Origin of the sequence: Sulfitobacter sp. 1A15106 (genome assembly GCF_043556995.1) — a bacterium.
GTDB lineage: Bacteria > Pseudomonadota > Alphaproteobacteria > Rhodobacterales > Rhodobacteraceae > Sulfitobacter > Sulfitobacter faviae.
In genome coordinates, this window is the sequence record NZ_JBIFFM010000002.1 from 382,251 (window position 1) to 406,400 (window position 24,150).

A 24,150-nucleotide genomic window follows, 5' to 3' on the forward strand; every position below is an offset into this window, starting at 1 on the left:
CGCTTATTGATTCTTGCGCACCTCACGGGTTGCATTCAGAGCGCGAGGGAACACCTTGGACGCTGTAGCAACCAGCACGAAGGAAACCCCATGTCCGACCAGATGCAGAGAATCGTCCTCGCCTCCCGCCCCGATGGCGCACCCACGCCCGAGAACTTCCGCCTTGAAAGCGCGGATATCCCCCAGCCGGGCGATGGCGAAATTCTGGTCGAAGTGCATTACATGTCGCTCGACCCATACATGCGGGGCCGGATGGACGATGCGAAATCCTATGCCGAACCTGTGCCCATCGGCGGGTTGATGGAAGGCGGCAGTGTGGGCAAGGTGATCGCCTCCAATGACCCCAGCTTTGCCGAGGGCGATTTTGCCTTTGGCGCCTTCGGCTGGGCCACCCATGGCGTCGCCCCGGCGAAACAATGTCAGAAGGTCGATGCCGAAGGCGTGCCGATCACCGCCTCCCTCGGCGTGCTGGGCATGCCCGGCCTGACCGGCTGGTACGGTTTGAACGACATCGGCCAACCGAAAGAGGGCGAGACCCTCGTCGTGGCCGCAGCCACCGGCCCCGTCGGCTCGATCGTTGGGCAATTGGCCAAGGCCAAAGGGCTGCGCACTGTGGGCATCGCAGGCGGCGCCGAGAAATGCGAGATCGCCACCCGCGATTTCGGCTTTGACGTCTGCCTTGATCACCGCGCCTATGACGATGCCAAATCCCTGCGCACCGCCCTGAAAGAGGCCGCACCGGATGGCATTGATATCTATTACGAAAACGTCGGCGGCAAGGTGCTGGACGCGGTACTGCCGCTGATGAACCCCCATGGCCGCATCCCGCTTTGCGGCATGATCGCGTGGTATAACGCGGGCGGGCTGGGTGCCGATGCCGAAGGCGCTGGCCTCACCGCGCCGCGGCTGTGGCGCACGATTTTGGTGAACTTCCTCACCGTGCGCGGCTTCATCATCTCGAACCACTGGGACCAGATGCCGAAGTTCCAGCGCGAAGTGGCGCCGATGGTCGCCGATGGCCGCGTGAAGGTGAAAGAGGACATCACCGAAGGGCTGGAGAATGCGCCACAGGCCTTCATCGACATGCTGAATGGCGGGAACACCGGCAAGGCTATCGTTAAGGTGAAGTAAGCTTTGGAATGCGTCGTTCCGCCTTGTGGAACGGCGCGTTCACCCACCCGCTCGGAGCCAAGCCGCAGGCACCGGGCCATCGCCTGCCCGTCCCCCGGGTAGGCGATTTAGAAAGACTTGGCGCGACTTCGCGACCGTGCGTCATGGCTGAACCATAAAGCGGCATGAACCACGGTCAGATCGCCCACCCCGGGCAGGCGCTGGCCCTCGGCACCCCGCTCAGGCCCGCTGCAACTTCCGCGCCTCCTGCCCGGCCAGCTTTAGCAACTCATCCATAAACGGTTTGCCCAAATCATCCCGCCGCACCGCCGCGTAAAGCCGCCGTGTGATCCCCTCGGCCGTCAAAGGCCGCGTGACGTAATCGGAGGAATATTTCACCTCCCGCACCACCCAATCCGGCAGGACCGAGACCCCGCGGTTGGACGCCACCAGCAACAGGATCACCGCCGTCAGCTCTACCTGCCGGATCGTCGCAGGCTCGACCTTGGCGGGGATCAACAACTGGCTGAACACGTCCAGCCGGGTCCGTTCCACCGGATAGGTAATCAATGTCTCCCCGCGAAAATCAGCCGCCTCGACAAAGGACTTTTCCGCCAAAGGATGGCTTTGCGAAGCTACGAAAACCGGATTGTAGTCAAACAGTTCGACAAATTCGACACCCGGCAGTTCCTCAGGGTCCGAGGAGACCACCAAATCAACCTCCTCCCGCAACAGCGCAGGCAGCGCGTCGAAGGCGAGACCGGCGCGGATATCGACATCCACATCCGGCCAATGGCGGCGGAACTGCTCCAACACCGGGAAGAGCCACTCAAAACAGGCGTGACATTCGATCGCAATGTGCATCCGCCCGGTGCTGCCCGCCCGCAGGCCCGAAAACTCGTCCTGCAAGGCTTCGACCTGCGGCAAGACCTGCTGCGCAAGCTTCAACAGCCGCTGCCCGGCGGGCGACAGCTTCAACGGTTTCGAGCGCCGCACAAAGAGTTCGACCCCCGCCTGATCCTCCAACCCCTTCACCTGATGACTTAACGCCGATTGCGTGATATTCATCTGATCCGCCGCGCGGGCCAAGCCGCCCGCCTCGTGGATGGCCTTGATTGTGCGCAGGTGACGGAACTCAATGTGCATTTGAGGCATTACTCATGTTCAAGATGAATGTTATGAGTTTGTCTCACAAGGCTAGATGTGAGACAAGACGTGAAACCGCCAAAAGGATCTCTCAATGACCACGCCTGCCGTTTCCTTCGAAGTCTTCCCGCCCCGCACCGTCGGCGCGGCGTTCAAACTGTGGGATGCGGCGCAGGCATTGGCCCCGCTGGCGCCGCGTTTCTTCTCTGTCACCTACGGCGCGGGTGGCACGACGCGCGATCTCACCCATGATTCGGCGCATGTGCTGCACCGCACCTCGGGCTTGCCTGTCGCAGGCCACCTGACCTGCGTCGGCGCCAGCCGGGCGGAGACGCTCGACGTGGCCGATAAATTCGCCGAAGCAGGCATCAAAGACATCGTCGCCCTGCGCGGTGACCCACAAGCGGGCACCGACAGGTTCGTACCCCACCCTGAAGGCTTCGCCGACAGCTGCGAGCTGATCGAGGCGCTGGCGAAAACCGGCAAATTCACAATCCGCGTGGGCGCCTACCCCGACCCCCACCCCGAAGCGGCGGACCAGCAGGCGAATATCGACTGGCTCAAGCGCAAGTTCGACGCAGGCGCGGATGAGGCGCTGACCCAGTTCTTCTTCGAGGCGGAGACCTTCCTGCGTTTCCGCGATGCCTGTGTGAAAGCGGGCATCGACAAGCCGATCACGCCGGGCATCCTGCCGGTGGTGAACTGGACCTCGGCCCGTAAATTTGCCGTCAAATGCGGCACGCCGGTCCCGGAATGGGTCGACCAAGCCTATGAGGCCGCGATCCGCGATGATCGGCACGATCTGCTGGCCCAAGCCATGTGCACCGAACTGTGCAGCGAGTTGATCGACGAAGGCGTGGATGCGCTGCATTTCTACACGCTCAACCGCGCGGAACTCACCCGCGACGTCTGCCGCGCCATCGGTGTGACCCCGCAGGTCGATCTCTCGGACGTCGCGTAAGCGCTGTCCCTCCGGCTGGGGGGCTTGCCCCTGCCCCGCGCAGGCGTATCCTCCGGCGAAATTCACTTGCCGGAGAAGACCATGCCCCGCATCGCCCAAAGCCCCGCTGACCTTTTGTCCCAATCCGAAGCGCTCAAGCTTTCGGGGCTGGAGTTCATGCAGGCCATTCTCGACGGCACCAACCCCGGCCCGCCCATCGGCCAGACCATGGGCTATGCGCTGCATTCGGTCGAAGAGGGCCGCATCGTCTTTCGTGGCGCGCCGAGCTTTGCCATGACGAACCCGATGGGGACGGTGCACGGCGGTTGGTACGGCACGCTGCTCGATTCAGCGATGGCCTGCGCGGTGATGACGAAAATCCCCCGCGGCTCGGTCTATACCACTTTGGAATACAAGATTAATATCCTGCGCGGCCTGCCCTTGGGGATGGAGATCGACTGTATCGGGGTGACCGATCATGTGGGCCGTTCGACCGGTGTCGCGCATGGAGAGATTCGCGGCGTCGAGGATGGCAAGCTTTATGCCACAGGCTCCACCACCTGCATCGTGATGAAGCTGGGCTAAGTCCATTCACGAAGAACCCCGGCGCGGAAAGCTCCACGCCGGGGTCCAAGAATTTAACTTAAGCATTAACCGCTCAAATTAATCCCAGAAGCCTTCGTCAACGCCGGGCAGCGCTTCGAGCTCTTCTTCGCTCAGACGCGTGACATAGGCGTAGGTCTGGTCATCGACGGCGACGAGGTTCACATCGGGTGTCGAGATCATGACGTGTTTGTCACCGATATCGAGGAAACCACCGACCTCGGCTACGATGCCGACCATCTGGCCGTTTTTCGACAGAACGATGTCTTCGATTTCACCGATCTCGTTCCAGTCGGCGCCGATTTCGTTATAGGCCGTATTGGGGCTCCATTCGTCGCCGGCTTCGTTGAGGGTGTAGATCTCACCGCCGGTGATGTCGCGTGAGCGGATCAGATCGCCGCGCATTTCGTTCATCTGCATGCTGTCGACGTTGGAATAGTCGGTCATATGCGTTTCAGCGAAAGCGGCGGTGCCTGCGAGTGTCAGGGCAAGGGTGCTGGCTGTAAGCGTTTTCATGTCTCTCTCCTTTTCGTTATTTGCTATGGTCACAACGAAAGCTCAGACAGAACGTTCCAGAAAATCTAAAATTTACGATGGGTTAGGGTGCCAGCGCGCTGGCAGCATCATGCGGCGCGCCGTGAAAAGGCAATTCACCCCAAGGCGGAGGTAGAATGAAATGGGGGGGGTGGTACCACCTCCTGGTCTCGAACCAGGGACCTCTTGATCCACAATCAAGCGCTCTAACCAACTGAGCTAAGGCGGCACTGGGGCGGATTTAGCGCCCGTGGCGGAGGAATGCAAGACCTCAAAGTCAGAAGAAATGCCGGTTTCCGTCAGATTTTTCGCGCGCCCTGTGTCATCGGCACTCATGCGGGAAACGCGGGTGGATGACGCGGCGATTTCACCCTCGATCTCCAAGCTGCGCGTCGCGGCAATCTCCCGATCCGCCAGACCGGCACCCCACCCTCTTCCAGAACGGTGATGATGCATCCGTCACCTAAGGCCAACGCACCCCTGCCCTGCGTCGCAACCCGCCAAGATATCTTGCCTTTCCGCCCATGCCGCGCTAGCGATAAGCCCCACCAAACCGGAGGCTCCCATGGGCATCGACACCGAACGCGACATCGAAGCAAACCTGCAAATCGGCCCGACAGACAAGGGCATGGTCCGCCTTTTCGTCGAAGGCGGCGGCGTTGAAATTCCGATGGATTTCACCCCGGAAGAAGCCCGCGAAATCGCGGAAGAGATCATGGCCGCCGCAAACCGCGCGGGCAAAAAAGGGCGCTAAGCCGCCTACGCGCGGGTTCGGCCACGAAATAGACGGGCGCCCTCAGATCACGCCCCCCTTTCAAGACCAGTTCGGCGCCATGTCGGGATCGCGTAGACGATGCAGGCGCCGGGCGGCATGGGTCGCCAATTTCTGCACCATCACCTTGCGCCGAGCGGGCGCAAGCTTGGTCTCATCGCACATCCTTACAATCTCGGCCCCATAGGCGTCACCGATGATGAGGCCGCTTTCCTCGGGCAGCAGTTCCACCGGGAAATCACTGTCCACGGCCCAAAAGAACCGGTCGGCCCATTCCAAATAGCCCTCCCATTTTGCGTCGCCCATGAAATCGGCGCGACTGGATTTGCATTCGACGATCCAAATCTCCCCCTTCGGGCCAAGCGCCATCACGTCGACCCGCAAACCGCGCGTCGGCACAAGTTCCTCCACCGAGGCGAACCCAAGATCGGCCAGATGCCGCATCACCCCCCGCGCCAGTAACTGGCCGGGTTGGAACTGTCGTATGTCATTCTCCATCATGGCGACAAATATGAACATTTGATGAACATCCACAAGGGGCAGCACCGGAAAGTTTGGTAATTCCCCCGTGACCCCCTATCTTCACCCCAGCAAAGCGAGGGAGGCCCATGGCACAACGCGAACCGATGAGTGAGACGCAGGCGCGCGGGGTGCGTTATGCCCGTGAATTGGAGGGCCATCTGACATGGCTCGATACATTTTCCGGCACGGCGCTTGGCGTTTTGGCCGTGGCCTCGGGCATTTACACCTACCTTGGCGTCTCGTCGCTGCTGGATGACAACGGCGCCATGTCGGCCTTTGCCGCGATCGCCTATTCGGTGGCGGTCTCGGTGGGGATTTTCGTCTTCTGGTCCTATCTGCTGAGGCTCTTCCCCGCAGTGCGCACCACGCGTGCGCGGATGGGGCTTTTGGGGGCCATGGGGCTCGGCTCCGTCGCGATCATCGCGATGTCGAGCTGGCTGAACGCCGCCGCGCTTGCCGGATCGGCGGCGGTAGAGCAGCATCTGGCCGAGACGGTGCAAGACTACCAAGGCGCGTTGGAGCGCACCCATGAGATTGCCTTGTCCGCTCAAGGGCTTGAGCGGGACGTGGCTCGGGTCAGGCAAAGCTTTGAAGACCTGAGCGAGCAAGAGGCGGCAGGCAGCCTGTCGGGCCTTGCCGGGCGCGGCGCGGTGTTCCGGGTGCTGCGGCAGAAGTCGGCAGAACTGGGCGCGCTGGAGGCGCAGATCGCCACCCAGACCCCGCTGGTGAATGACGCCTTTGCAGAAGGGAACCAGATCCTCAGCCGCATGCGCGCCCTTACGGTAGAGCCCGGCCCAGTTCAGGCGCGCTCGGTCGAGTTTTCCGAACAGGCCGTGCGGCTTGCAGGTCTGATCACCCGGCTGCGGCAGCTTTCCGTGGCCCCGCTGGTGGAGCGCGCGGCGCAGGATTTGGCGGCCTCCGTCGTTCTGCCTGAGCTTGATGGCAGCAACGAAGAACAACGCGGCGCACAAGGGGCGACGATCACCTCGGTTCTGGAGGTGCTGGCCCAGCGTGCAGCGACATTGGAGCGCGCGGCGCAGGATGTGCAGGCCATGCCGCCCGCTGCTGACACGACCTATACGCCGATCTCCAGCGCCGATGCGGTGATCCTCTATGCGCGCAATTTCGTGCCCTCTTGGGCCGGGGCCATCGCGATTGACCTGTTGCCCGCCGTGCTGGTGCTGATCCTCTCCATCACCCAAGGGGCGATCCGCTCGGGCCGTGAGGGGGCTGCCGTCGAAGACACGCTGACCCTTGCAGAACTGCGTGCCGCGCTTGCTGCCGTGCATGATGTCGATGTGGCGATGCAGGAAAGCCCCGCCCACAAACGCCCCGCCGCCGAAACGCCGCCCGCCGCGGATGCGCCCGAAGAACCGGCCCCCGGCCCCGTCACATCGATCAAAAGCACATGAGCGAGGAGACCCCACCAGAAGCCGAAGCCCCCCACCGGAAGCCAATTGTCGGGCGGGTGCTGATCGGCGTGCTGATCTTTCAACTTGGCCTTGCGGTGCTGCTGTTCTGGGGGGACCTAGGGGAAGGGCTGCGCCTGCCGGGCTTCGGCCCGCGCGCCCCGGAACTGACCGAGCCGATCCGCCCCGGCGACCAGACCCGGCGCTTCCGCCCCGAACGCGCGCCGACCCCCGGCGAGCCGATGCCCGAGACCGCCCTGCCCGACCGGCTGGTGCTCACCCCCGTCTCGGGCGGGCGGGCGGCGCTGCTGGAAGGGGCCATCGACGCTGGCGATGCAGAGCGGATCGTCAAACAGTTGAGCGAACTGACGCCCGCGCCCGAGGAAATCTATCTCAATTCCCCCGGCGGATCGGTCCGCGACGCTTTGGAACTGGGCCACTACCTGCGGCGCGAAGGGCTAAACACCGCACTGCGGGAGGGCGACATCTGCTATTCCGCCTGCCCCTATCTACTGGCCGCCGGCGCGGCACGGACGGTGCCCGAGAGCGCCTCGGTCGGGGTGCATCAACATTACTTTGGCGAAAGTACGATTCTGCCCGCCTTTGTCGCTGTGGAAGACATCCAGCGCGGCCAAGGTGAGGTGATGCGATACCTGGATGATATGGGCATTGATCCGATGGTGATGCAGCACGCGCTGGTCACGCCACCCGATGAAATCTATGTGCTGCTGCCCGAAGAATTGCGCCGCTACGGCTTTATCCCCGCCGAAGATTGAGCGCGGCAGAGAAGTTTTGCAAATCCACTTCCGCCCCCTTGCCGCAGCCCCACTTGGCCTCTACATCGGGGGTCGACGGGTTCTGCCCTGTTCGTGAACGTTACATTCCAGTGGCCTTAAGCAAATCCGAGGGAGCTGGCTCTGTCCGAGCCCTGGTTCGGTTACCTGGCGCCCACCTGTACATACAGGTCCTCGGGAATATAAAACAGCAGCGGCAGGCGCGGTTCCCGTCACTTTCCCAAGACATTGATGTGGTAGATGGCCCCTCGGGGCCACTTTCCCGCGCGTTTAGAACGCTTCGGGGCGCGCCTCGCGGGCCATATGGTCAAGCACGGCGTTGACAAAGCTCGGCTCGCGCCCATCGGGGAAGAAGGCATGGGCCACGTCGACATATTCCTTGATCACCACGCGCGGCGGCGTGTCGTCATGGCGGAACTCGGCCCCGGCGGCGCGGAACAGTGCGCGCAGGGTCGGGTCGATCCGCGCAATGGCCCATTTGGCGACGATGGCGCGGTTGGCCATCTGGTCGATCGGCGCTTGATAGTTCACCGCATCTTCGAGCACGCGAGAGAAGTGATCGACATCCCCCTCCTGCATCTCGTCGCCTTCATAGACGGCACCGAAACGGTGGTCGATAAACTCGTGACGCACGACATCGACCGTCTGCGCGGAATGCTCCATCTGGAACAGCGCCTGCACGGCATAGAGCCGCGAGGCCGACTTCATCTTACGTTTCTGGTTGCCCGAAGGCCCGTTGCTGGTCATGCGATGTTTGATCCATCCGTATCGCCGGCCATCAAAGTGTCCTGCCCGAATGGCTTGAACCCGATGCCCTTGCTCTGGCGGCCCCATTTACGAGCGAGCGCGACAAGATGCAAGGCCGCAGCGGCCGCGCCGCCGCCTTTGTTTTGCCCCTTGGGGTCGGCGCGCACCTCGGCCTGTTGTTTGCTCTCGACCGTTAGAATGCCATTGCCGATGCAAAGCCCTTGCAGGCCAAGCAGTTGCAAGGCGCGGCTGCTGTCATTGCAGACGGTCTCGTAATGGGTGGTCTCGCCCCGGATGACGCAGCCAAGCGCGACATAGCCGTCGAAATTGCTGCCCCGGTCGGAAATGCCGATGGCGGTGGGAATCTCCAGCGCGCCGGGCATTTCGATCACCTCGTAACTGGCGCCCGCAGCCTCCAACTCGGCCTTGGCGCCGGTCAACAGGCCATTCGCGATGTCCGAGTAATAGGGCGAGACGACGATCAGCAGCTTCACCGGTTCGTCGAAGCTGGGACGCGGCAGGATGGTATGCTCTTCGGCGGATGCCATGGCGATTACTCCGTAGTGATGGGCCGGGTGCCCACGATTTCCAGCGCATAGGCGTCGAGGCCCAGATAGCGCGTATCGGGATTGTCGGTCAGCAGGACCAGTTCATGCAGCCCCATTGTCGAGAGGATCTGCGCGCCAAGCCCAGTGCGTTTGATCGTGCGCGGGCGGTCGTCATCCTCGGGGTCGAGCTTGAGGCGCGGGTAAGGATCGCGGAAGAGCACCACGGCCCCCCGCCCCTCTTCGGCGATGATCTGCATGGCGCGGGGCAACTCATCCGCAGGGCTGGGGCCGAGGCCGAGAATATCTTCCAACGCGTTGATCGCATGGGTGCGGATCAGCACCGGCTCGGGGGTCGAGATGTCGCCCTTGGTCAGCACCACATGGTCGGTGCCCGTGATCTGGTCGGAGAACACCCGCATCTGCCAGTCGCCGCCATAGGCGGAGGTCACGGTGCGGCTGTCGCGCTCCACCAACAGATTGTCGTGCTTGTGGCGGTAGGTGATGAGATCGCTGATCGTCCCGATCTTGAGCCCATGCGCGGCGGCGAATTCCACCAGATCGGGCAGACGGGCCATTTCGCCATCGTCTTTCATGATCTCGCAGATCACGCCCGAAGGGTGCAGCCCCGCGAGGCGCGAAATATCGACCGCGGCTTCGGTATGGCCCGCCCGCACCAGCACGCCACCATCGCGGGCGCGCAGGGGGAAGACGTGACCGGGGGTGGCAATATCTGCCGAACCGGATTGTTCCGAGATCGCCACAGCCACGGTCAGCGCACGGTCGGCGGCAGAGATGCCGGTGCTGACACCCTCACGCGCCTCAATGCTGACGGTAAAGGCCGTTTCATGCCGGGAGGAGTTGTTCACCGCCATCATCGGCAAGCCAAGGTGATCGACCCGCTCCGCCGTCATCGGCAGACATATCAGCCCGCGCCCATGGGTCGCCATGAAGTTGATCGCCGCGGCATCGGCAAACTCAGCCGGGATCACCAGATCGCCTTCGTTCTCGCGGTCCTCATGATCCACCAGAATGAACATGCGGCCTTGGCGCGCGTCTTCGATGATCTCTTCGATCGGCGAGATCGCGTCGCTCAGCCCTGTCTCGACCGGTCCGGGTTTGTCAAATTGCATCGGCTGCTTCCATCTATCTGTTGCCCGGCTCTTAGCCTGACCCGCGCCGCTTGGCCAGAGCGCGCCCCGAAGGGCGCGGCGTCACATCTCGTTCAAACGCGCCACGTAACGGGCCAGCGTGTCGATTTCGAGGTTCACCAGATCGCCGACGCCGGCATCGCCCCAAGTCGTCACCTCCTTGGTATGCGGGATGAAGTTGATGCCAAAATCACAGCCATCAACATCATTCACCGTCAGCGAGGTGCCATTCAGCGCCACCGAGCCTTTCGGCGCGATGAACCGCGCCAGATCCTCGGGCGCGCGCAGGGTCACGCGGGTGCTGTCGCCCTCGTCTTTCATCTCAATGATCTCGGCCACGCCATCGACATGGCCCGAGACGATATGTCCGCCCAACTCATCGCCCACCTTCAAGGCGCGTTCAAGGTTCACGCGTTTGCCCTCGCACCAGTGCTGGCCGAGGTTGGTCTTGGCCACGGTCTCGGCGCTGATCTGCACCTCATACCAATCCTCGCCCAGCCCCACGACGGTCAGGCAGACCCCGTCGCTGGCGATGGAGGCGCCCATGTCGATGCCACTGGTGTCATAGCCGGTCTGGATGCGCGCGCGCCGGTCGCCTTCCTGCTCCAGCTTGGTCACGGTGCCAACGTCTGTGATAATGCCGGTGAACATGGGGTAGGCTCCTTTGCTGGTTCCGCGCAGTGGTAAACCCGGTCACCGCCACAGGCAAGAGCGGGTGACGCCACATTGTCGCCCCTATTATATGGTGGTTAAGAGGGCAAAGCCCCACCAAAGGACCAGAGTGACCGTGACCGCCGCCCCGACCAGAACCTTCTTGTTCCTGCAAGGACCGCATGGCCCTTTCTTTAACAGTCTGGGCAAGATGCTGCGCCGTGCGGGGGCCGAGGTCTGGCGGGTGGGCTTCAACGCGGGCGACCGGGCCTTTTGGTTTCATCCGTCGACCTACATCCCCTTTCGCGGCAGGGTCGAGGATTGGCCGGGCGTCTTTGCCAGCCTGCTGGAGGACAAACAGGTCACCGACATTGTGCTTTACGGCGACACCCGCCCCATCCACGCCGAAGCGGTGGCCGAGGCCAAGCGCCGTGGCATCACCGTCCATGTCTTTGAGGAAGGCTATATGCGGCCCTATTGGGTCACCTATGAGCGCGGCGGATCGAACGGCAACTCGCGGCTGATGGAGATGACCATTCCCCAAATGCAGGCCGCCCTCGCCCGCTCAGACATGGAAGCCCCCCTGCCGCCGGGCCATTGGGGCGACATGCGCCACCACATCTTCTACGGCGCACTTTACCATTGGTTCGTGATGTTTCGGAACGGCGACTACCGCAATTTCAAACCACACCGCAGCCTGCCGGTCACCAAGGAATTCCGTCTCTACCTCAAGCGGCTCTTGCTGATGCCGGTGCTGGCTGCCGACCGCCTGCTGGCCACGCTGAAGATCCGGCTGGGCGGCTTTCCCTACCATCTGGCGCTGCTGCAATTGGAGCATGATTCCTCTTTTCAGAAACATTCGCCCTTCAACACGATGGCCGATTTCCTTGAACTGGTGATCGAAGGGTTCGCCAAGGGCGCGCCGCAGCATCACCACCTCGTCATCAAGGCGCATCCGCTGGAGGATGGCCGCGTGCCGGTGCGGCGCGATGTCAAACGGCTGGCCCGCCTGCATGGCGTCTTAGACCGCGTGCATTTCGTGCGCGGCGGCAAGCTGGCACAGCTTCTCAATGACACCCGCAGTGCTGTCACGGTGAATTCCACCGCCGGACAACAGGTGCTCTGGCGCGGCATCCCCCTCAAGGTCTTTGGCCGCGCGGTCTATTCTCAGCCCGAATTCGTGTCGGACCAGCCGCTGCCGGAATTCTTTGCCACCGCCAACCGCCCCGACAACCGCGCGTATAAGGATTACCGCCGCTATCTGCTTGAAACCTCTCAGGTTCCGGGCGGTTTCTATGCCGCGCGCGGGCGGCGGCAATTGCTGCGCCAAGTGGTCGATATGATGCTCGCCACCGAGGATCCCTATGACGCACTGGAACAGGGCACCGCGGCCCCTCGGCAACAGTTGCGGGTCGTCACCTGAGTTAACCCATTCCGCCCTGTAGATTTTTTCGCTAGGCTGCGCTAAGTTGCAAAGTAATACGTCAAGACAATTGGCGATTTCGAGGCAGATATTTCAGGTCGAGGAGACCGGGCAGTGAAATCCGTATCTTTCCGGTGGGCGCGCCCCATCGCAGCGCTGACGGCGGTGGCCGTCATCTCATCTTGTGGTTTGCCGCAGGTTGGACCGAACAAACGTCAAATCTACGCAGGCTCCGTTCAGCGCGAAGGCGATGCCTTCGTCGTCAGCGTGAACGACCGTGTGACCCGCGCCACCGCCGTGGCCCCCGCGCTTGGCTTTTCCGAAAGCTTCAAGAACGCAGGCCGGGTCGGCTCCGACACGATCCAGCCGGGCGACATTCTTGGCATCACGGTCTATGAGAACGTGGACGATCCGCTTCTCGGCGTCGAAGGCGCCCCGGCCACCATCCTGGAAGAGGTGCAGGTCGACGGCGCGGGCTTTATCTTTATCCCCTACGCGGGCCGCATTCGCGCTGCGGGCAACACTCCCGCGGCGATCCGCCGCATCATCACCAATAAGTTGGGCGAACAGACCCCCGACCCGCAGGTCGAAGTGCGCCGCGCCGCCGGTGACGGCTCGACCGTCTCGCTCATCGGTTCCATCGGGGCGCAGGGCGTCTACCCGATCGAACGGCCGACCCGCACGCTGGCCGCCATGCTGGCACGCGCGGGCGGTGTGACCATCATCCCCGAAATCGCGCAGGTCACCGTGATCCGCGGCGGGCAGCGCGGTAAGATTTGGTTCCAAGACCTCTATGACCACCCCGAACTCGACATCGCCCTGCGTCCGGGCGACCGGATTCTGGTCGAGGAAGACACCCGCTCTTTCACCGCGCTTGGCGCCACCGGCGGACAGGCCCGCGTGCCCTTTGAATCGCAAAACCTCTCGCTTTTGGAAGGCATCGCGCAGGTGGGCGGGCTCAGCCCCCTCTCGGCCGACCCCACCGGCGTCTTCGTGTTCCGCAATGAGCCTGAGGAAGTCGCCGAACAGGTGCTGGGGCGCAGCGATCTGACTGGCGCGCAGCGCATGGTCTATGTCACCGACCTGACCAAACCCAACGGCATGTTCATGGCCCGCGATTTCGTGATCCGCGACGGCGACACGATCTATGTGACCGAAGCGCCCTTCACCCAGTGGAGCAAGGTAATCTCGGCCATCACCGGCACGGCGGGTTCGGCGGATAGCATCACCTCGCTGACCGAATGAGCCACCCCGGTGGCCTTCGAAGCTGACCCATACCAATACCCCGCCGCCGGTCCCGAAAGGAGCCGGCGGCTTTTCGTATATAACGGTGGGTTTCTGACGCAGCGCAGGGTTCGGCGCATCTTGCAACTCTCGGGCCATTCCCTGCGCCTTGGCCTGCCCGGCCCCGATGACGCCGTGGTGGTCTGGGGCAACTCCCCCACCGCGCATCGCGGGCTGGCCGTGGCCGCCAAACGCGGCGTGCTGGTGATCCGGGTGGAGGACGCATGGCTGCGCTCGCTCCACCCCGGTCGCGCGGGCGAGCCGCCCTTGGGCCTGCTGATCGACAGCCGAAGCGCGCATTTCGATCCCTCCCAGCCCTCAGACCTCGAAGAGCTGCTCGCCCATCACCCGCTGGACGATACCGCCCTTCTGGACCGCGCCCGGGGCGGCATGGCGCAGATGGCCGAGGCGCATCTGACAAAATATGCGGGCTTTGACCCCGACATGCCCGCGCCGGAGCCGGGCTATGTGTTGGTGATCGACCAGACCCGCGGCGACGCCTCGGTCACCGCCTCGGGCGCGGATCGTGCGCGGTTTCTGGAAATGCTCGTCTTCGCGCAAGAGGAACACCCCGGCGCACGGGTCATCATCAAGAGCCATCCCGAGACGGCACGGGGCTACCGCGCCGGGCATTACGGCCCCGAGGATACCAACGACCGGATCACCCTGCTGACCGATCCCATCAGCCCTTGGGCACTGTTCGAAGGGGCGGTGGGTGTCTACACGGTCTCTTCGCAAATGGGGTTCGAGGCGATTTTTGCAGGCCACAGACCGCGCGTCTTCGGCCAGCCCTTCTATGCCGGTTGGGGGCTAACGGAGGATGAATTCCCCGTTCAACGCCGCCAGCGCCGCCTTAGCCGCGCGCAACTCTTCGCCGCCGCGATGATCCTCTATCCGACCTGGTACGACCCCTATCGCGACGAACTCGGCAGTTTCGAGACGGCCCTCACCGCCCTCGCCGCGCAGGCCCGCGCGTGGCGAGAGGATCATCGCGGCTGGGACGCATGGGGCATGCGCCTGTGGAAGCGCCGCCCGCTGCAACAATTCTTCGGAACGACCACGCCCCTTCGCTTTCGCAAAGGCCCGGCAGAAGCCCCCAAGCCGCCCCGCCGCGCCATGGTCTGGGCCAGCAAGGCCGAGGTCGCGCCCCAAGATGCGCTGCGGGTCGAGGACGGGTTTCTGCGCTCGCGTGGGCTGGGGGCCGAACTGGTCCCGCCCCTGTCGCTGGTCTGCGACGATCTGGGCATCTACTACGATCCCCAAGGGCCGAGCCGGTTGGAGAAATGGATCGCGAAACGCGCCGACCTGCGCCCCGATCAACTGGCCCGCGCCCGCGCGCTGATCGCGGCGCTGACTGGGGCGGGCCTCAGCAAATACAACCTCGGCGGTGCCGCGCCCGACCTGCCGCCGGGGCGGCGCATCCTCGTCCCCGGACAGGTCGAAGACGACGCCTCTATCCTCACCGGCACGGGCGATGTGTGCAGCAACGCGGCCCTGCTGGCCGCCGCCCGCGCCGCAAACCCGGATGCCGTGATCCTCTACAAACCCCACCCTGATGTCGAAGCGGGCCTGCGCAAAGGCGCGACCGAGGCGGGCGAGGCCGATCTGATCCTGCACCGGGCCGACCCGGTGGCGCTTCTGGGCCAAGTCGACGCGGTTTGGACCATGACCTCCCTCCTGGGGTTCGAAGCCCTCCTACGCCGGGTGCCGGTGGTGACCTTGGGCGCGCCCTTCTACGCGGGCTGGGGGCTGACCGAAGACCGGGGCGATGTCCCGCCCCGCCGCCGCGCGACACCGACGCTCGAAGGGCTCGTTCATGCCGCGCTCATCGATTACCCGCGCTACCGCGACCCGGTCAGCGGCTTGCCCTGCCCCGTTGAGGTGGTCGTCGAACGGCTGGCCACGGGCCGCCTGCCCCGCGCCGGCCTGGGCAACCGAATGCTGTCGAAACTCCAAGGGGTCTTTGCCAGCCAGAGCCACCTCTGGCGGCGGTAGCGCTCAATCGGCTGCGTTGCGCCGCCAAATGTGCAGCAGGTCCGGCCCAATCTGCTGACTGGATTGCAGCGCGAAGCGCGGCGCCTCGGCCAGCCGCGACAGGCCAAGCGCCCCGATGCCGGGCAGACCTTCGGCCCCGATCACCAGCCCGGCGGTGAACCCCACCAGCCGGTCGACCAAATCCGCCTCGATAAGCGAAGCGGCCAAGGCGCTTCCCCCCTCGCAGAAAATCCTTGTGAGGCCATGCGCCGCCAATTGCCGCATCACATCCTGCGGGTCCAACTGCGCCCCGCGTGCGGCACAGGGCAGCAGTGTCGCCCCCAGATCCGCCCAAGCTTTGACCAAAGCCGGATCGGCATCCGCACCGTGGCAGAGGATCAAAGGCACCTCAGCCGCCGTGCGCGCCAGTTGCCCCATCAACGGCAGGTCGAGCCTGCGGGAGACGACGACGCGCGCCGGTTGCTGGGCAAGCCCGAGACCACGCACCGTCAGGCTCGGGTCGTCCTTCCGGGCGGTGCCTGCCCCGACCATCACCGCGTCATGGCGGCTGCGCATGGCATGGGTCAGCCGCCGCGCGGGGGCGTCGGTGATCCACTGGCTTTCGCCCGTGCCGGTGGCGATGCGCCCGTCAAAGGAATTGGCCAGCTTCAGCGTGAGCATCGGGCGGCCCAGATCGGTGCGGCAGAAGAAACCGGCGTTATCCGCGCGGGCCGCGTCTTCGTGCAGCCCGACCGAGACCTCGATCCCGGCATCTCGCAACATCGCGATGCCGCGCCCGTTGACCCGCGCGTCGTCATCCTGCGTCGCGATCGCCACGCGGGCCACGCCTGCGTCGATCAGCGCCTGCGCACAGGGCGGCGTTTTGCCGTGGTGGGAACAGGGTTCAAGCGTGACATAGACCGTCGCCCCCCGCGCCCCCGCACCCGCCTGCGCCAGCGCTTGCGGCTCGGCATGGGGACGCCCGCCCGGCTGGGTCCAACCGCGCCCGACGATCCGCGTGCCTTGCACGATGACGCAGCCCACCGCCGGATTGGGCCAGACATTGCCCTGCCCGCGCCGCCCCAAGGACAGCGCCAGCGCCATATACCGCGCGTCGCTCACCCGCTCGCCGGTCACTCTTCCGGCAGGGCGTCGGGCCGCAGTTCCTGAACGAATTTGTCGAAATCGTCCGCGGCTTGGAAGTTCTTGTAAACAGAGGCGAAACGCACATAGGCCACGGTGTCGATCCGGGCCAGCGCCTCCATCACGATCTCACCGATATGTTTCGAGCTGATGTCGGTCTCGCCCATGCTTTCCAACCGGCGCACGATGCCCGAGATCATCTGATCGATACGTTCGGGATCAATGGGGCGTTTCTGCATGGAGATACGGATCGAGCGTTCCAGCTTGTCGCGGTCAAAATCCTCGCGCTTGCCGGAGGTTTTGATGACCACAAGGTCGCGCAATTGCACCCGTTCGTAGGTGGTGAAGCGGCCCCCGCAGGCCGGGCAGAACCGTCTGCGCCGGATCGAGACGTGATCCTCGGCCGGGCGGCTGTCTTTCACTTGGGTGTCGATATTTCCGCAAAACGGGCAGCGCATCGGCCGTCCCCCTCTTCATCCTGCCTCACTTGTGGGGCGCGCGGCCCTCTTGTCAAAACTTATAGGGGAGCCGCGAGGTTTTGGGTAGAGAAGATTTCCACAGCTATATCTTGCGTTCAAATATGTGTCATGGACCCAACGGCATGCCGCCGCGTTGGTCAACGAAGGCTATAAACGGAGCATACCATGACCAAGACACTTTTCCTAACCGGCGCCTCCAGCGGGATCGGCGCCGCCACCGCCCGCGCCGCCGCGAAAGCGGGCTGGAACATCGGCCTCTTTGCCCGGAGCGAAGACAAGCTGAACGACCTCGCCGATGAGATCGGCGATCAGGCGTTGGTGCTGGTGGGCGACGCCACCGATTACGACGCGCAGAAACAAGCGATCGACAAACTGGCCGACCACTTCGGACAGGTTGACGCTGCCTTCGCCAACGCCGGGCGCGGCACCAGCTCGGCGGGGACGGAGAATGGCGACCCGCAGGATTGGAAAGTGATGGTGGACCTGAACATCATGGGCGCGCTCTATACCGCCCATGCCGCCATGCCGCATCTGCGCAAGACCACTGGGCAATATGTCGTGACTGGCTCTGCCGCCGGGCGGCGTCATATCCAAGGGTCGATCTACGGGGCGACCAAGTGGTTTATCCACGGCTACGCGGGCAATCTGGCGGATGAGATGGCCGAATGGGGTGGCCGCTGCATGGTGGTCTCGCCCGGCATGGTCGACACCGCCTTTTTCGACGAGGCCAAACCCGACAAGTTGCAGCCTGAGGATGTGGCAGATGCGGTGATGCATGCGCTCGAAGCGCCCGCCCGGGCCGCGGTGCGTGAAATTCACCTGATGCCGACAGGGTGACCCCTGCCCCGTCCGGCGTCAGTCGGGCCGGAAATGCGCCGCGATGCGCCGCTGATGCGGGGCGTCGCGATGCTCGAACAGGTAAATGCCTTGCCACGTGCCCAGCATCATCCGCCCCCGCGCGACGGGGATGCTAAGGCTCACCGGCAGGACTGAGGCTTTGATATGCGCGGGCATGTCATCCGGCCCTTCCAGCAGATGCGTGAGATAGCGCATTTCTGGCGCATCGGCGGGCGGCACCAGCCGGGCGAAATAGGCCAAAAGGTCGCGCTGCACATCCGGGTCCGCGTTCTCTTGGATCAGCAGCGATGCCGAGGTGTGTCGGACCAGTAGCGTTAGCAACCCATCCCCCTGCCCCGCAATCCAGCGGGCCACGTCATCCGTGAACTCGTAGAGCGCCTGACCGCGGGTTTGAATGGTAAAGGCTGTCTGCATCTCAGCAGGCTCTCCAGTGCTGCGCCTCAGCATCCCAACACTGTCCTGCCACCTCTTTCGCGTCGCTTATGGCAAAGAGGCCCAGTTCCGTTGACCCCCTGTCGCAGGAAAGCGAGGCGATCTCGCGCCCATTCTCGCGCACCGTTACCCCGCCATCGCTGATCTGATCGAGTTTGTCGAAAGAGCCATGGACCTCATATGTAAAAGCGCCATTCCGAAAGGTCGTACTCTCCCAAATGGCGCGACCTATGCCCGGCCAAGGCTGATGCGCCACCTCCGTGATTGGAGCGCTCAGGGTCAGACCGGGCGCGTCAGCCGGGCCGAAGCGGTAGATCACCTCTTCCCCGTCGAGGCAGACCTCCAACTGCTTCGCCCCATGGTCAATCGTACAGGTTAGAACCGTTGCGCTGCGCTGGTGGCAGTGGGCAAGGGCTTGGCTGGTGCCGAGGGTCAGAAACAGGCTGGCGAGCACGAAACGCATGAGATTAATCCGTCGTAACAATACCCGCAGAATAAGCCTGCCACCGCGTGAAAACAACGGCTTCCCCGGTTTAGAAATCCCGCAACTCAATTATGCGATCCAGACAGAACTGCCGGGCATGGTGGCTGGGCAAGTTCTCTCCCGCGCGTTTGATCGTGACGGAATAGGACTGCCCCCTGTCGCCGCTCACCCGCTCAGGGTTGGTGGTGTAAACGACGCTGGTACGGCCCACGCCGCTCACCGACGGGCCGCGAGGCGTTTTGATATAAAGCCGCTCCCCTCGCGGAAGGCCCAGAACGTCCTGCGCAAACTCCGCTGCGGCGCACCAGATGTGACGCGCGCCTGCGCCGTGGTCTTCGATCACCTCGAACTCCTGCGCGGTGAGGGGCACAACGATCAGCCGGTTCTCGGCCCGGTAGGCCTGTGCGGCGGCTTGCAGCGGCAGCATAAGGCAAAGAAGGGTAAGGACAGTTTTGCGCATCATGGGAACCTTCTTGGGATACCCCCTTTGATGTAAGCGGCGCGGGCGGCAGGTCAAAGACCCGCCCCGCAAAAGAAAACGCGGCCACCGGGGCCGCGTTTTGGCTTATTGGTCCAAGAAGCTGCGCAGCTTGCGCGAGCGGCTCGGATGTTTGAGCTTGCGCAGTGCTTTGGCTTCGATCTGGCGAATACGTTCGCGCGTGACCGAGAATTGCTGGCCGACCTCTTCGAGCGTGTGGTCGGTGTTCATGCCGATGCCGAAACGCATCCGCAAAACCCGCTCCTCGCGCGGGGTGAGCGAGGACAGCACGCGCGTCGTGGTCTCCTTGAGGTTTTCCTGAATGGCGCTGTCGAGCGGCAGCACGGCATTCTTGTCCTCAATGAAGTCACCCAGCTGGCTGTCTTCCTCGTCGCCGATGGGCGTCTCAAGGCTGATCGGCTCCTTGGCGATCTTCATCACCTTGCGGACCTTTTCGAGCGGCATTTGCAGCTTCTCGGCCAGTTCCTCCGGCGTCGGCTCGCGGCCAATCTCATGCAACATCTGGCGACCGGTCCGGACCAGCTTGTTGATCGTCTCGATCATATGCACCGGGATGCGGATGGTGCGGGCTTGGTCAGCAATTGAGCGGGTGATCGCCTGACGGATCCACCATGTCGCGTAGGTGGAGAACTTGTAGCCGCGGCGATACTCGAACTTATCGACGGCTTTCATCAGGCCGATGTTGCCTTCCTGAATGAGATCAAGGAATTGCAGACCGCGGTTCGTGTATTTCTTCGCGATGGAGATGACGAGGCGCAGGTTCGCCTCGACCATTTCCTTCTTGGCCTGCCGGGCTTCTTTCTCACCCTTCTGGACCTGCTGCACGATGCGGCGGAATTCCGAGATATCTAGGCCGACATATTGGCCGACCTGCGCCATGTCGGCACGCAGTTCTTCGACCTTTTCGGAGGAGCGTTCGATGAACATCTGCCAGCCCCGACCGGACTTCTCGGCCATCCGCTCCATCCAGTTGGGATCAAGCTCATAGCCGCGGTAGTTGTCGACGAATTCCTTGCGGTTGATGCGCGCTTGGTCGGCGAGCTTCACCATGGCGCTGTCGATCTGCATGATACGGCGGTTAATGCCGTAAAGCTGGTCGATCAGCGCTTCAATACGGTTGTTGTGCAGGTGCAGGTCGTTCACCAAAAGCACGATTTCCGACCGCAGCTTTTGATAGGTCTCTTCCTGTTCCTTGGTGAAAGAGCCGTCTTCGTTCAGCGTGGCCGAGATGCGGCTGTCCTGCATCGCGCTGAGCTTTTCATAGTCATCCGCGATGATGTCGAGCGCTTCCAGAACCTGCGGTTTCAACGCCGCTTCCATGGCCGCAAGGCTCATGTTGGCTTGTTCGTCCTCGTCATCGTCGTCGTCGGAAGAGATCGGATTGCCGTCGGCGTCATACTCGGGCTTGGACTCTTCGCTCTTGGTCTCGCCGCCGGCGGCGGGGGCCACGACCGGAGAGGTCTCCTCCTCATCGCCCATTTGCGTGCCAAAGGTGGCTTCAAGGTCGATCACATCGCGCAGCAGAATGTCTTCGGAGAGAAGTTCGTCACGCCAGATGGTGATGGCCTGGAAGGTCAGCGGGCTTTCGCAAAGCCCGGCGATCATCGTGTTGCGCCCGGCCTCGATCCGCTTGGCGATGGCGATCTCGCCCTCGCGGCTCAGCAGTTCGACACTGCCCATCTCGCGCAGGTACATCCGCACCGGATCATCGGTGCGGTCGAGCTTCTCGGAGGTGCCGGAGGACAGCGCCACATCCCGGTTGGACTCAGTGGTCGCAACCTCGGTCGAGCCTTTGTTCTCTTCCTCTTCGGCTTCCTCGTCTTCGATGATGTTGATGCCCATTTCCGAGAGCATCGACATCACGTCTTCGATCTGTTCCGAGCTGACCTGATCGGGCGGCAGGACCGTGTTGAGCTGATCATAGGTGATATAGCCCTTCTCGCGGGCCTCACCGATCATCTTCTTCACGGCGGCTTGGCTCATGTCGAGCGAGTGGCCGGCCTCTGAATCGTTGCTCTTTGCGTCGTCATTCGTATCTTTGGCAGCCATCTCATGCTCCTTCAGCGCGTCAGCGCGAATCATCCGCAGACGATTCGGTTTTCCGAATCATGCGGGGTTATGGGTGATTCTTAAACCCGTTGCCCAGCATTTTCAAAAAGTCCTGCAAATGGGCCACGCCAATGCTCATCCGCGGCCCTTTGACTTGTCATATTTAATCGTTCCCAAGAGCGCGTCCAATGCGCTGCGCTCATCGCGGTCCATCGTCATGCCGTTGTCGCCCACGTCGAATTCCCCGTTGCTTTCTTCCTGTGCGCTGCGGCGGGCAAGATCGGCGGCACGGGCCGCTTCGCTCAAGCGCCAGGTGACCCCCTCATCCGCCGGGCCGCTGAGGTCTTCGACGGCTTCGGCGATCTCTTCGTTCAGCCCACGGGCAGCATCCAGTTTGGCCAGTTCCTCGGCCACGGTCAGGCGGGTCATGTCCACATTGCCGGGATTGCGGATGCAGGGCGTGATGGCAACGTGGCGTTGCCCCTTCATATTTTCAAGTGTCTCCCAGCCGAGGGAATAGGAAATCTCCTCGCGCAGCGTCTCTTCGCCCGCATGGCCAAAGCGCAGCAGCAGATCGCGCAGCCGCGCATGATCAGGGTCATCGCAGCGCATCGCCTCCAGCCCCGTCTCGAAGGTCTCGATCAACTGCGGGCAATCGACGAGGGCCACGAGGATCACCGCCTCGCGCAGATGCATCCCCACCTGCTCATCGCTCATCGCCACGAGGGCCGAGGCTTTGGTGCTGGCCAGCGGGGCCAGCGGCGGCGCGCCCCAAGCAGCGCCCTTGCCGCCTTTGCCCGTGCCCGGCGCTTTGCCCCCGACGGGGCGGAATTCGGGCCGTTTCTTTTGCGGACGGAACAGCTCCCACCGCAGGTCCTTGATCTCTTGCCCATAGTGGCTGCGGATCGACGGGTCGCGGATCAGTTTGATCTTTTCGCGCAGGCTTTTGTCCAGCGCCGCCTTGCGTTCGGGGCTGTCGAAAATCTTGCCTTCGGTCTCACGCTGCCACAGCAGGCGCACCATGGGCAGGGCATTGTCCAAGAGCTTTTGCAAGGCCCCGGCCCCCTGCGCGCGCAGCAAATCGTCGGGATCCTGCCCCTCGGGCATGACCGCGAAACGCAGGCTCTGCCCGGCCTCCAACAGCGGTAGAGCCAGATCGATCAAGCGCAGCGCCGCGCGTTGGCCCGCCGCATCGCCATCCAGCGTGATGATCGGCTCAGGCGCGATCCGCCACAGCATTTGCAATTGGTTCTCGGTGATGGCGGTGCCCAAGGGGGCCACGGCCCCTTTGAAGCCCGCCCCATGCAGGGCGATCACATCCATATAGCCTTCGGCCACAATCAGCGGCTGCCCCCGCCCTGCGGCGGCGCGGGCGTGTTTGACGTTGTAAAGGCTGCGGCCCTTGTCAAAGAGTTCGGTCTCGGGCGAGTTGAGGTATTTCGCCTTATCCTCGGGGTCCATCGCGCGACCGCCGAAGGCAATCGCCCGCCCGCGCGCATCGCGGATTGGGAACATGATGCGCCCCCGGAACGTGTCATAGGGTTTGCCGCCTTTGGAGGAGGGTTTCGCCAGCCCCGCGCCGAGGATCAACTCATCCGCCACGCCCTTGGACTTCAGCGCATCCCATAGACCCTGCCAACTGTTCGGGGCGAAACCAATCTCCCAATGCGCCTGCGCCTGTTCCGACAACCCGCGCTTGGCCAGATAATCGCGCGCCGCCCCCGCCGCCCCGGTGCGCAATTGCAGGCGGAACCATTGCACCGCTTGCTCCATCACCTCGGCCAATTGCGTGCGCTTGTCGGCCTTGGCCTGTGCGCGGGGGTCTTGCTTGGGGATCGTCATGCCGACTTCGCGGGCGATGATTTCCACCGCTTCCATGAAGCTCACATTCTCGGTCTCGCGCACGAAAGAGATCGCATCCCCCTTCGCGTGGCAGCCAAAGCAGTAGTAGAACCCTTTGCGATCATCGACGTGAAAGCTGGCGGATTTTTCCTGATGGAAGGGGCATGGCGCCCACATGTCGCCCTTGCCCTGATTGGACTTTCGGTTGTCCCAAACAACCTTGCGCCCCACCACCTGAGACAGGCTGGCGCGGTCACGCAGTTCTTCCAAAAATCCGGGGGGCAGGCTCATGGCTTCATATACCGGCTGGGGCAGTTCAGAGTCCAGAGGAGGCGGCGCGACAGCGGGCGGTTAAACGCCCCTTTTGCCGGGCAGCGCCCCCTGCCCGGCACGGCGTTGGTCAGCCTATTGGGCGAGGCACATTTCTTTCCACGCGGCGGCGAGATCGTTCTTTTTCACGTCGCGCATCTTCATCTCGTAGACCCAAGGGGTCACCAGCGGGATCGCGGTATTGAAGCTTTCGGGCCATGTCGCCTTGGCCTTCACGGCGGCGGGGACCTGGCGCTCTTTCACGCGGTCGAGGCGGGCCTGCTGCACGGCGGCGACCACGGCGGCCTGATGCATGCAGCTCGTCTCTTTCTTCGAGGCCGCCAGCGCCGGGCCCGAGACCGCCATGCTGATCGCGGCCAATGCGGCGAAAATCGTTTTGTTCATGTCTATGCTCCGTTGTTTGCCTAACGGGGATTCGGGCCCCTGCCG

The 24,150-nt window shown here is 63.3% G+C and carries 25 protein-coding genes, 1 tRNA gene and 1 other RNA gene; 11 read left to right on the plus strand and 16 right to left on the minus strand.

Translation table 11 applies throughout. The features are described from left to right. Positions 1-90: 90 nt before the first annotated feature. On the plus strand, positions 91-1,131 hold the full coding sequence (locus tag ACGYKA_RS04470; protein ID WP_394414008.1) for an NADP-dependent oxidoreductase: 1,041 nt from the start codon (positions 91-93) through the stop codon (positions 1,129-1,131). 219 nt (positions 1,132-1,350) lie between these two features. Here ACGYKA_RS04470 and ACGYKA_RS04475 read toward each other — a convergent pair whose 3' ends face one another. Further along, positions 1,351-2,256: a LysR family transcriptional regulator gene (locus ACGYKA_RS04475; RefSeq protein ID WP_394414011.1), complete on the minus strand. Its 906-nt coding sequence runs from the start codon at positions 2,254-2,256 to the stop codon at positions 1,351-1,353. A 94-nt stretch (positions 2,257-2,350) separates the two neighbouring features. Here ACGYKA_RS04475 and ACGYKA_RS04480 point away from each other — a divergent pair, with 94 nt between their 5' ends. Together ACGYKA_RS04480 and ACGYKA_RS04485 are read left to right on the plus strand one after the other, a co-directional pair. Beyond that, positions 2,351-3,217, plus strand: coding sequence for a methylenetetrahydrofolate reductase (locus ACGYKA_RS04480; protein WP_394414014.1), 867 nt, complete (start codon positions 2,351-2,353; stop codon positions 3,215-3,217). A gap of 81 nt (positions 3,218-3,298) precedes the next feature. Next, positions 3,299-3,781, plus strand: coding sequence for a PaaI family thioesterase (locus ACGYKA_RS04485; protein ID WP_394414017.1), 483 nt, complete (start codon positions 3,299-3,301; stop codon positions 3,779-3,781). Positions 3,782-3,859: 78 nt separating this feature from the next. On the opposite strand, the gene ACGYKA_RS04490 is transcribed toward ACGYKA_RS04485, so the two are convergent. Together ACGYKA_RS04490 and ACGYKA_RS04495 are read right to left on the minus strand one after the other, a co-directional pair. Beyond that, a complete protein-coding gene (locus ACGYKA_RS04490) occupies positions 3,860-4,315 on the minus strand; it encodes a PRC-barrel domain-containing protein (RefSeq protein WP_271689592.1) in 456 nt (151 codons plus the stop codon). A 170-nt stretch (positions 4,316-4,485) separates the two neighbouring features. Then, a tRNA-His gene (locus ACGYKA_RS04495) sits at positions 4,486-4,562 on the minus strand. 336 nt (positions 4,563-4,898) lie between these two features. Here ACGYKA_RS04495 and ACGYKA_RS04500 point away from each other — a divergent pair. Continuing rightward, the gene (locus ACGYKA_RS04500; protein ID WP_209219317.1) at positions 4,899-5,087 is read left to right on the plus strand and encodes a DUF6324 family protein; all 189 of its coding nucleotides are present in this window, start codon (positions 4,899-4,901) and stop codon (positions 5,085-5,087) included. Positions 5,088-5,147: 60 nt separating this feature from the next. On the opposite strand, the gene ACGYKA_RS04505 is transcribed toward ACGYKA_RS04500, so the two are convergent. Then, entirely contained in the window at positions 5,148-5,624 is a 477-nt protein-coding gene (locus ACGYKA_RS04505; RefSeq protein ID WP_394414020.1) for an MmcB family DNA repair protein, read from the minus strand. An 89-nt stretch (positions 5,625-5,713) separates the two neighbouring features. Between ACGYKA_RS04505 and ACGYKA_RS04510 the strand changes: the two genes are divergently transcribed. From ACGYKA_RS04510 to ssrS, 3 genes are all read left to right on the plus strand, one after another. Further along, a complete protein-coding gene (locus ACGYKA_RS04510) occupies positions 5,714-7,039 on the plus strand; it encodes a hypothetical protein (protein WP_394414023.1) in 1,326 nt (441 codons plus the stop codon). Beyond that, positions 7,036-7,812 carry a hypothetical protein gene (locus tag ACGYKA_RS04515; RefSeq protein WP_394414026.1) on the plus strand — a complete coding sequence of 259 codons (777 nt, stop codon included), beginning with the start codon at positions 7,036-7,038 and terminating at the stop codon, positions 7,810-7,812. The genes ACGYKA_RS04510 and ACGYKA_RS04515 overlap by 4 nt, the downstream gene beginning before the upstream one ends. Positions 7,813-7,888: 76 nt before the next feature. Then, a non-coding RNA gene (ssrS, locus tag ACGYKA_RS04520) (6S RNA) lies at positions 7,889-8,043 on the plus strand. Between the two features lie 57 nt (positions 8,044-8,100). Here ssrS and nusB read toward each other — a convergent pair. The 4 genes from nusB to ACGYKA_RS04540 form a co-directional block, all read right to left on the minus strand. Further along, entirely contained in the window at positions 8,101-8,577 is a 477-nt protein-coding gene (gene nusB / locus ACGYKA_RS04525) for a transcription antitermination factor NusB (protein ID WP_067264814.1), read from the minus strand. Continuing rightward, positions 8,574-9,125, minus strand: coding sequence for a 6,7-dimethyl-8-ribityllumazine synthase (locus ACGYKA_RS04530; RefSeq protein ID WP_394414029.1), 552 nt, complete (start codon positions 9,123-9,125; stop codon positions 8,574-8,576). The genes nusB and ACGYKA_RS04530 overlap by 4 nt, the downstream gene beginning before the upstream one ends. Positions 9,126-9,130: 5 nt before the next feature. After that, complete coding sequence (ribB, locus tag ACGYKA_RS04535; protein ID WP_067264809.1) at positions 9,131-10,255, minus strand: 3,4-dihydroxy-2-butanone-4-phosphate synthase; 1,125 nt, start codon at positions 10,253-10,255, stop codon at positions 9,131-9,133. Between the two features lie 81 nt (positions 10,256-10,336). Beyond that, entirely contained in the window at positions 10,337-10,924 is a 588-nt protein-coding gene (locus tag ACGYKA_RS04540; protein ID WP_394414032.1) for a riboflavin synthase, read from the minus strand. A 91-nt stretch (positions 10,925-11,015) separates the two neighbouring features. Here ACGYKA_RS04540 and ACGYKA_RS04545 point away from each other — a divergent pair, with 91 nt between their 5' ends. From ACGYKA_RS04545 to ACGYKA_RS04555, 3 genes are all read left to right on the plus strand, one after another. Continuing rightward, complete coding sequence (locus ACGYKA_RS04545; RefSeq protein WP_394414034.1) at positions 11,016-12,347, plus strand: capsule biosynthesis protein; 1,332 nt, start codon at positions 11,016-11,018, stop codon at positions 12,345-12,347. Between the two features lie 114 nt (positions 12,348-12,461). Next, positions 12,462-13,592, plus strand: coding sequence for a polysaccharide biosynthesis/export family protein (locus tag ACGYKA_RS04550; protein ID WP_394438046.1), 1,131 nt, complete (start codon positions 12,462-12,464; stop codon positions 13,590-13,592). 9 nt (positions 13,593-13,601) lie between these two features. After that, entirely contained in the window at positions 13,602-15,626 is a 2,025-nt protein-coding gene (locus ACGYKA_RS04555) for a capsular polysaccharide biosynthesis protein (RefSeq protein WP_394414040.1), read from the plus strand. A gap of 3 nt (positions 15,627-15,629) precedes the next feature. On the opposite strand, the gene ribD is transcribed toward ACGYKA_RS04555, so the two are convergent. After that, entirely contained in the window at positions 15,630-16,709 is a 1,080-nt protein-coding gene (ribD, locus tag ACGYKA_RS04560) for a bifunctional diaminohydroxyphosphoribosylaminopyrimidine deaminase/5-amino-6-(5-phosphoribosylamino)uracil reductase RibD (protein WP_394414190.1), read from the minus strand. Positions 16,710-16,738: 29 nt separating this feature from the next. Beyond that, positions 16,739-17,206 carry a transcriptional regulator NrdR gene (gene nrdR / locus ACGYKA_RS04565; protein ID WP_067264800.1) on the minus strand — a complete coding sequence of 156 codons (468 nt, stop codon included), beginning with the start codon at positions 17,204-17,206 and terminating at the stop codon, positions 16,739-16,741. A gap of 186 nt (positions 17,207-17,392) precedes the next feature. On the opposite strand from nrdR, the gene ACGYKA_RS04570 reads away from it, so the two are divergent. Next, on the plus strand, positions 17,393-18,064 hold the full coding sequence (locus ACGYKA_RS04570; RefSeq protein WP_394414043.1) for an SDR family oxidoreductase: 672 nt from the start codon (positions 17,393-17,395) through the stop codon (positions 18,062-18,064). Between the two features lie 18 nt (positions 18,065-18,082). Here ACGYKA_RS04570 and ACGYKA_RS04575 read toward each other — a convergent pair whose 3' ends face one another. From ACGYKA_RS04575 to ACGYKA_RS04600, 6 genes are all read right to left on the minus strand, one after another. Next, complete coding sequence (locus ACGYKA_RS04575) at positions 18,083-18,499, minus strand: secondary thiamine-phosphate synthase enzyme YjbQ (protein ID WP_394414046.1); 417 nt, start codon at positions 18,497-18,499, stop codon at positions 18,083-18,085. Between the two features lies 1 nt (position 18,500). Continuing rightward, on the minus strand, positions 18,501-18,980 hold the full coding sequence (locus ACGYKA_RS04580; RefSeq protein WP_394414049.1) for a hypothetical protein: 480 nt from the start codon (positions 18,978-18,980) through the stop codon (positions 18,501-18,503). A gap of 70 nt (positions 18,981-19,050) precedes the next feature. Continuing rightward, positions 19,051-19,464, minus strand: coding sequence for a hypothetical protein (locus ACGYKA_RS04585; protein WP_394417661.1), 414 nt, complete (start codon positions 19,462-19,464; stop codon positions 19,051-19,053). 102 nt (positions 19,465-19,566) lie between these two features. Then, the gene (gene rpoD, locus ACGYKA_RS04590; RefSeq protein ID WP_394414055.1) at positions 19,567-21,549 is read right to left on the minus strand and encodes an RNA polymerase sigma factor RpoD; all 1,983 of its coding nucleotides are present in this window, start codon (positions 21,547-21,549) and stop codon (positions 19,567-19,569) included. Positions 21,550-21,684: 135 nt separating this feature from the next. After that, on the minus strand, positions 21,685-23,682 hold the full coding sequence (dnaG, locus tag ACGYKA_RS04595) for a DNA primase (RefSeq protein ID WP_394414058.1): 1,998 nt from the start codon (positions 23,680-23,682) through the stop codon (positions 21,685-21,687). Positions 23,683-23,796: 114 nt separating this feature from the next. Then, the gene (locus tag ACGYKA_RS04600) at positions 23,797-24,105 is read right to left on the minus strand and encodes a hypothetical protein (protein ID WP_209219329.1); all 309 of its coding nucleotides are present in this window, start codon (positions 24,103-24,105) and stop codon (positions 23,797-23,799) included. Between the last annotated feature and the right edge of the window lie 45 nt (positions 24,106-24,150).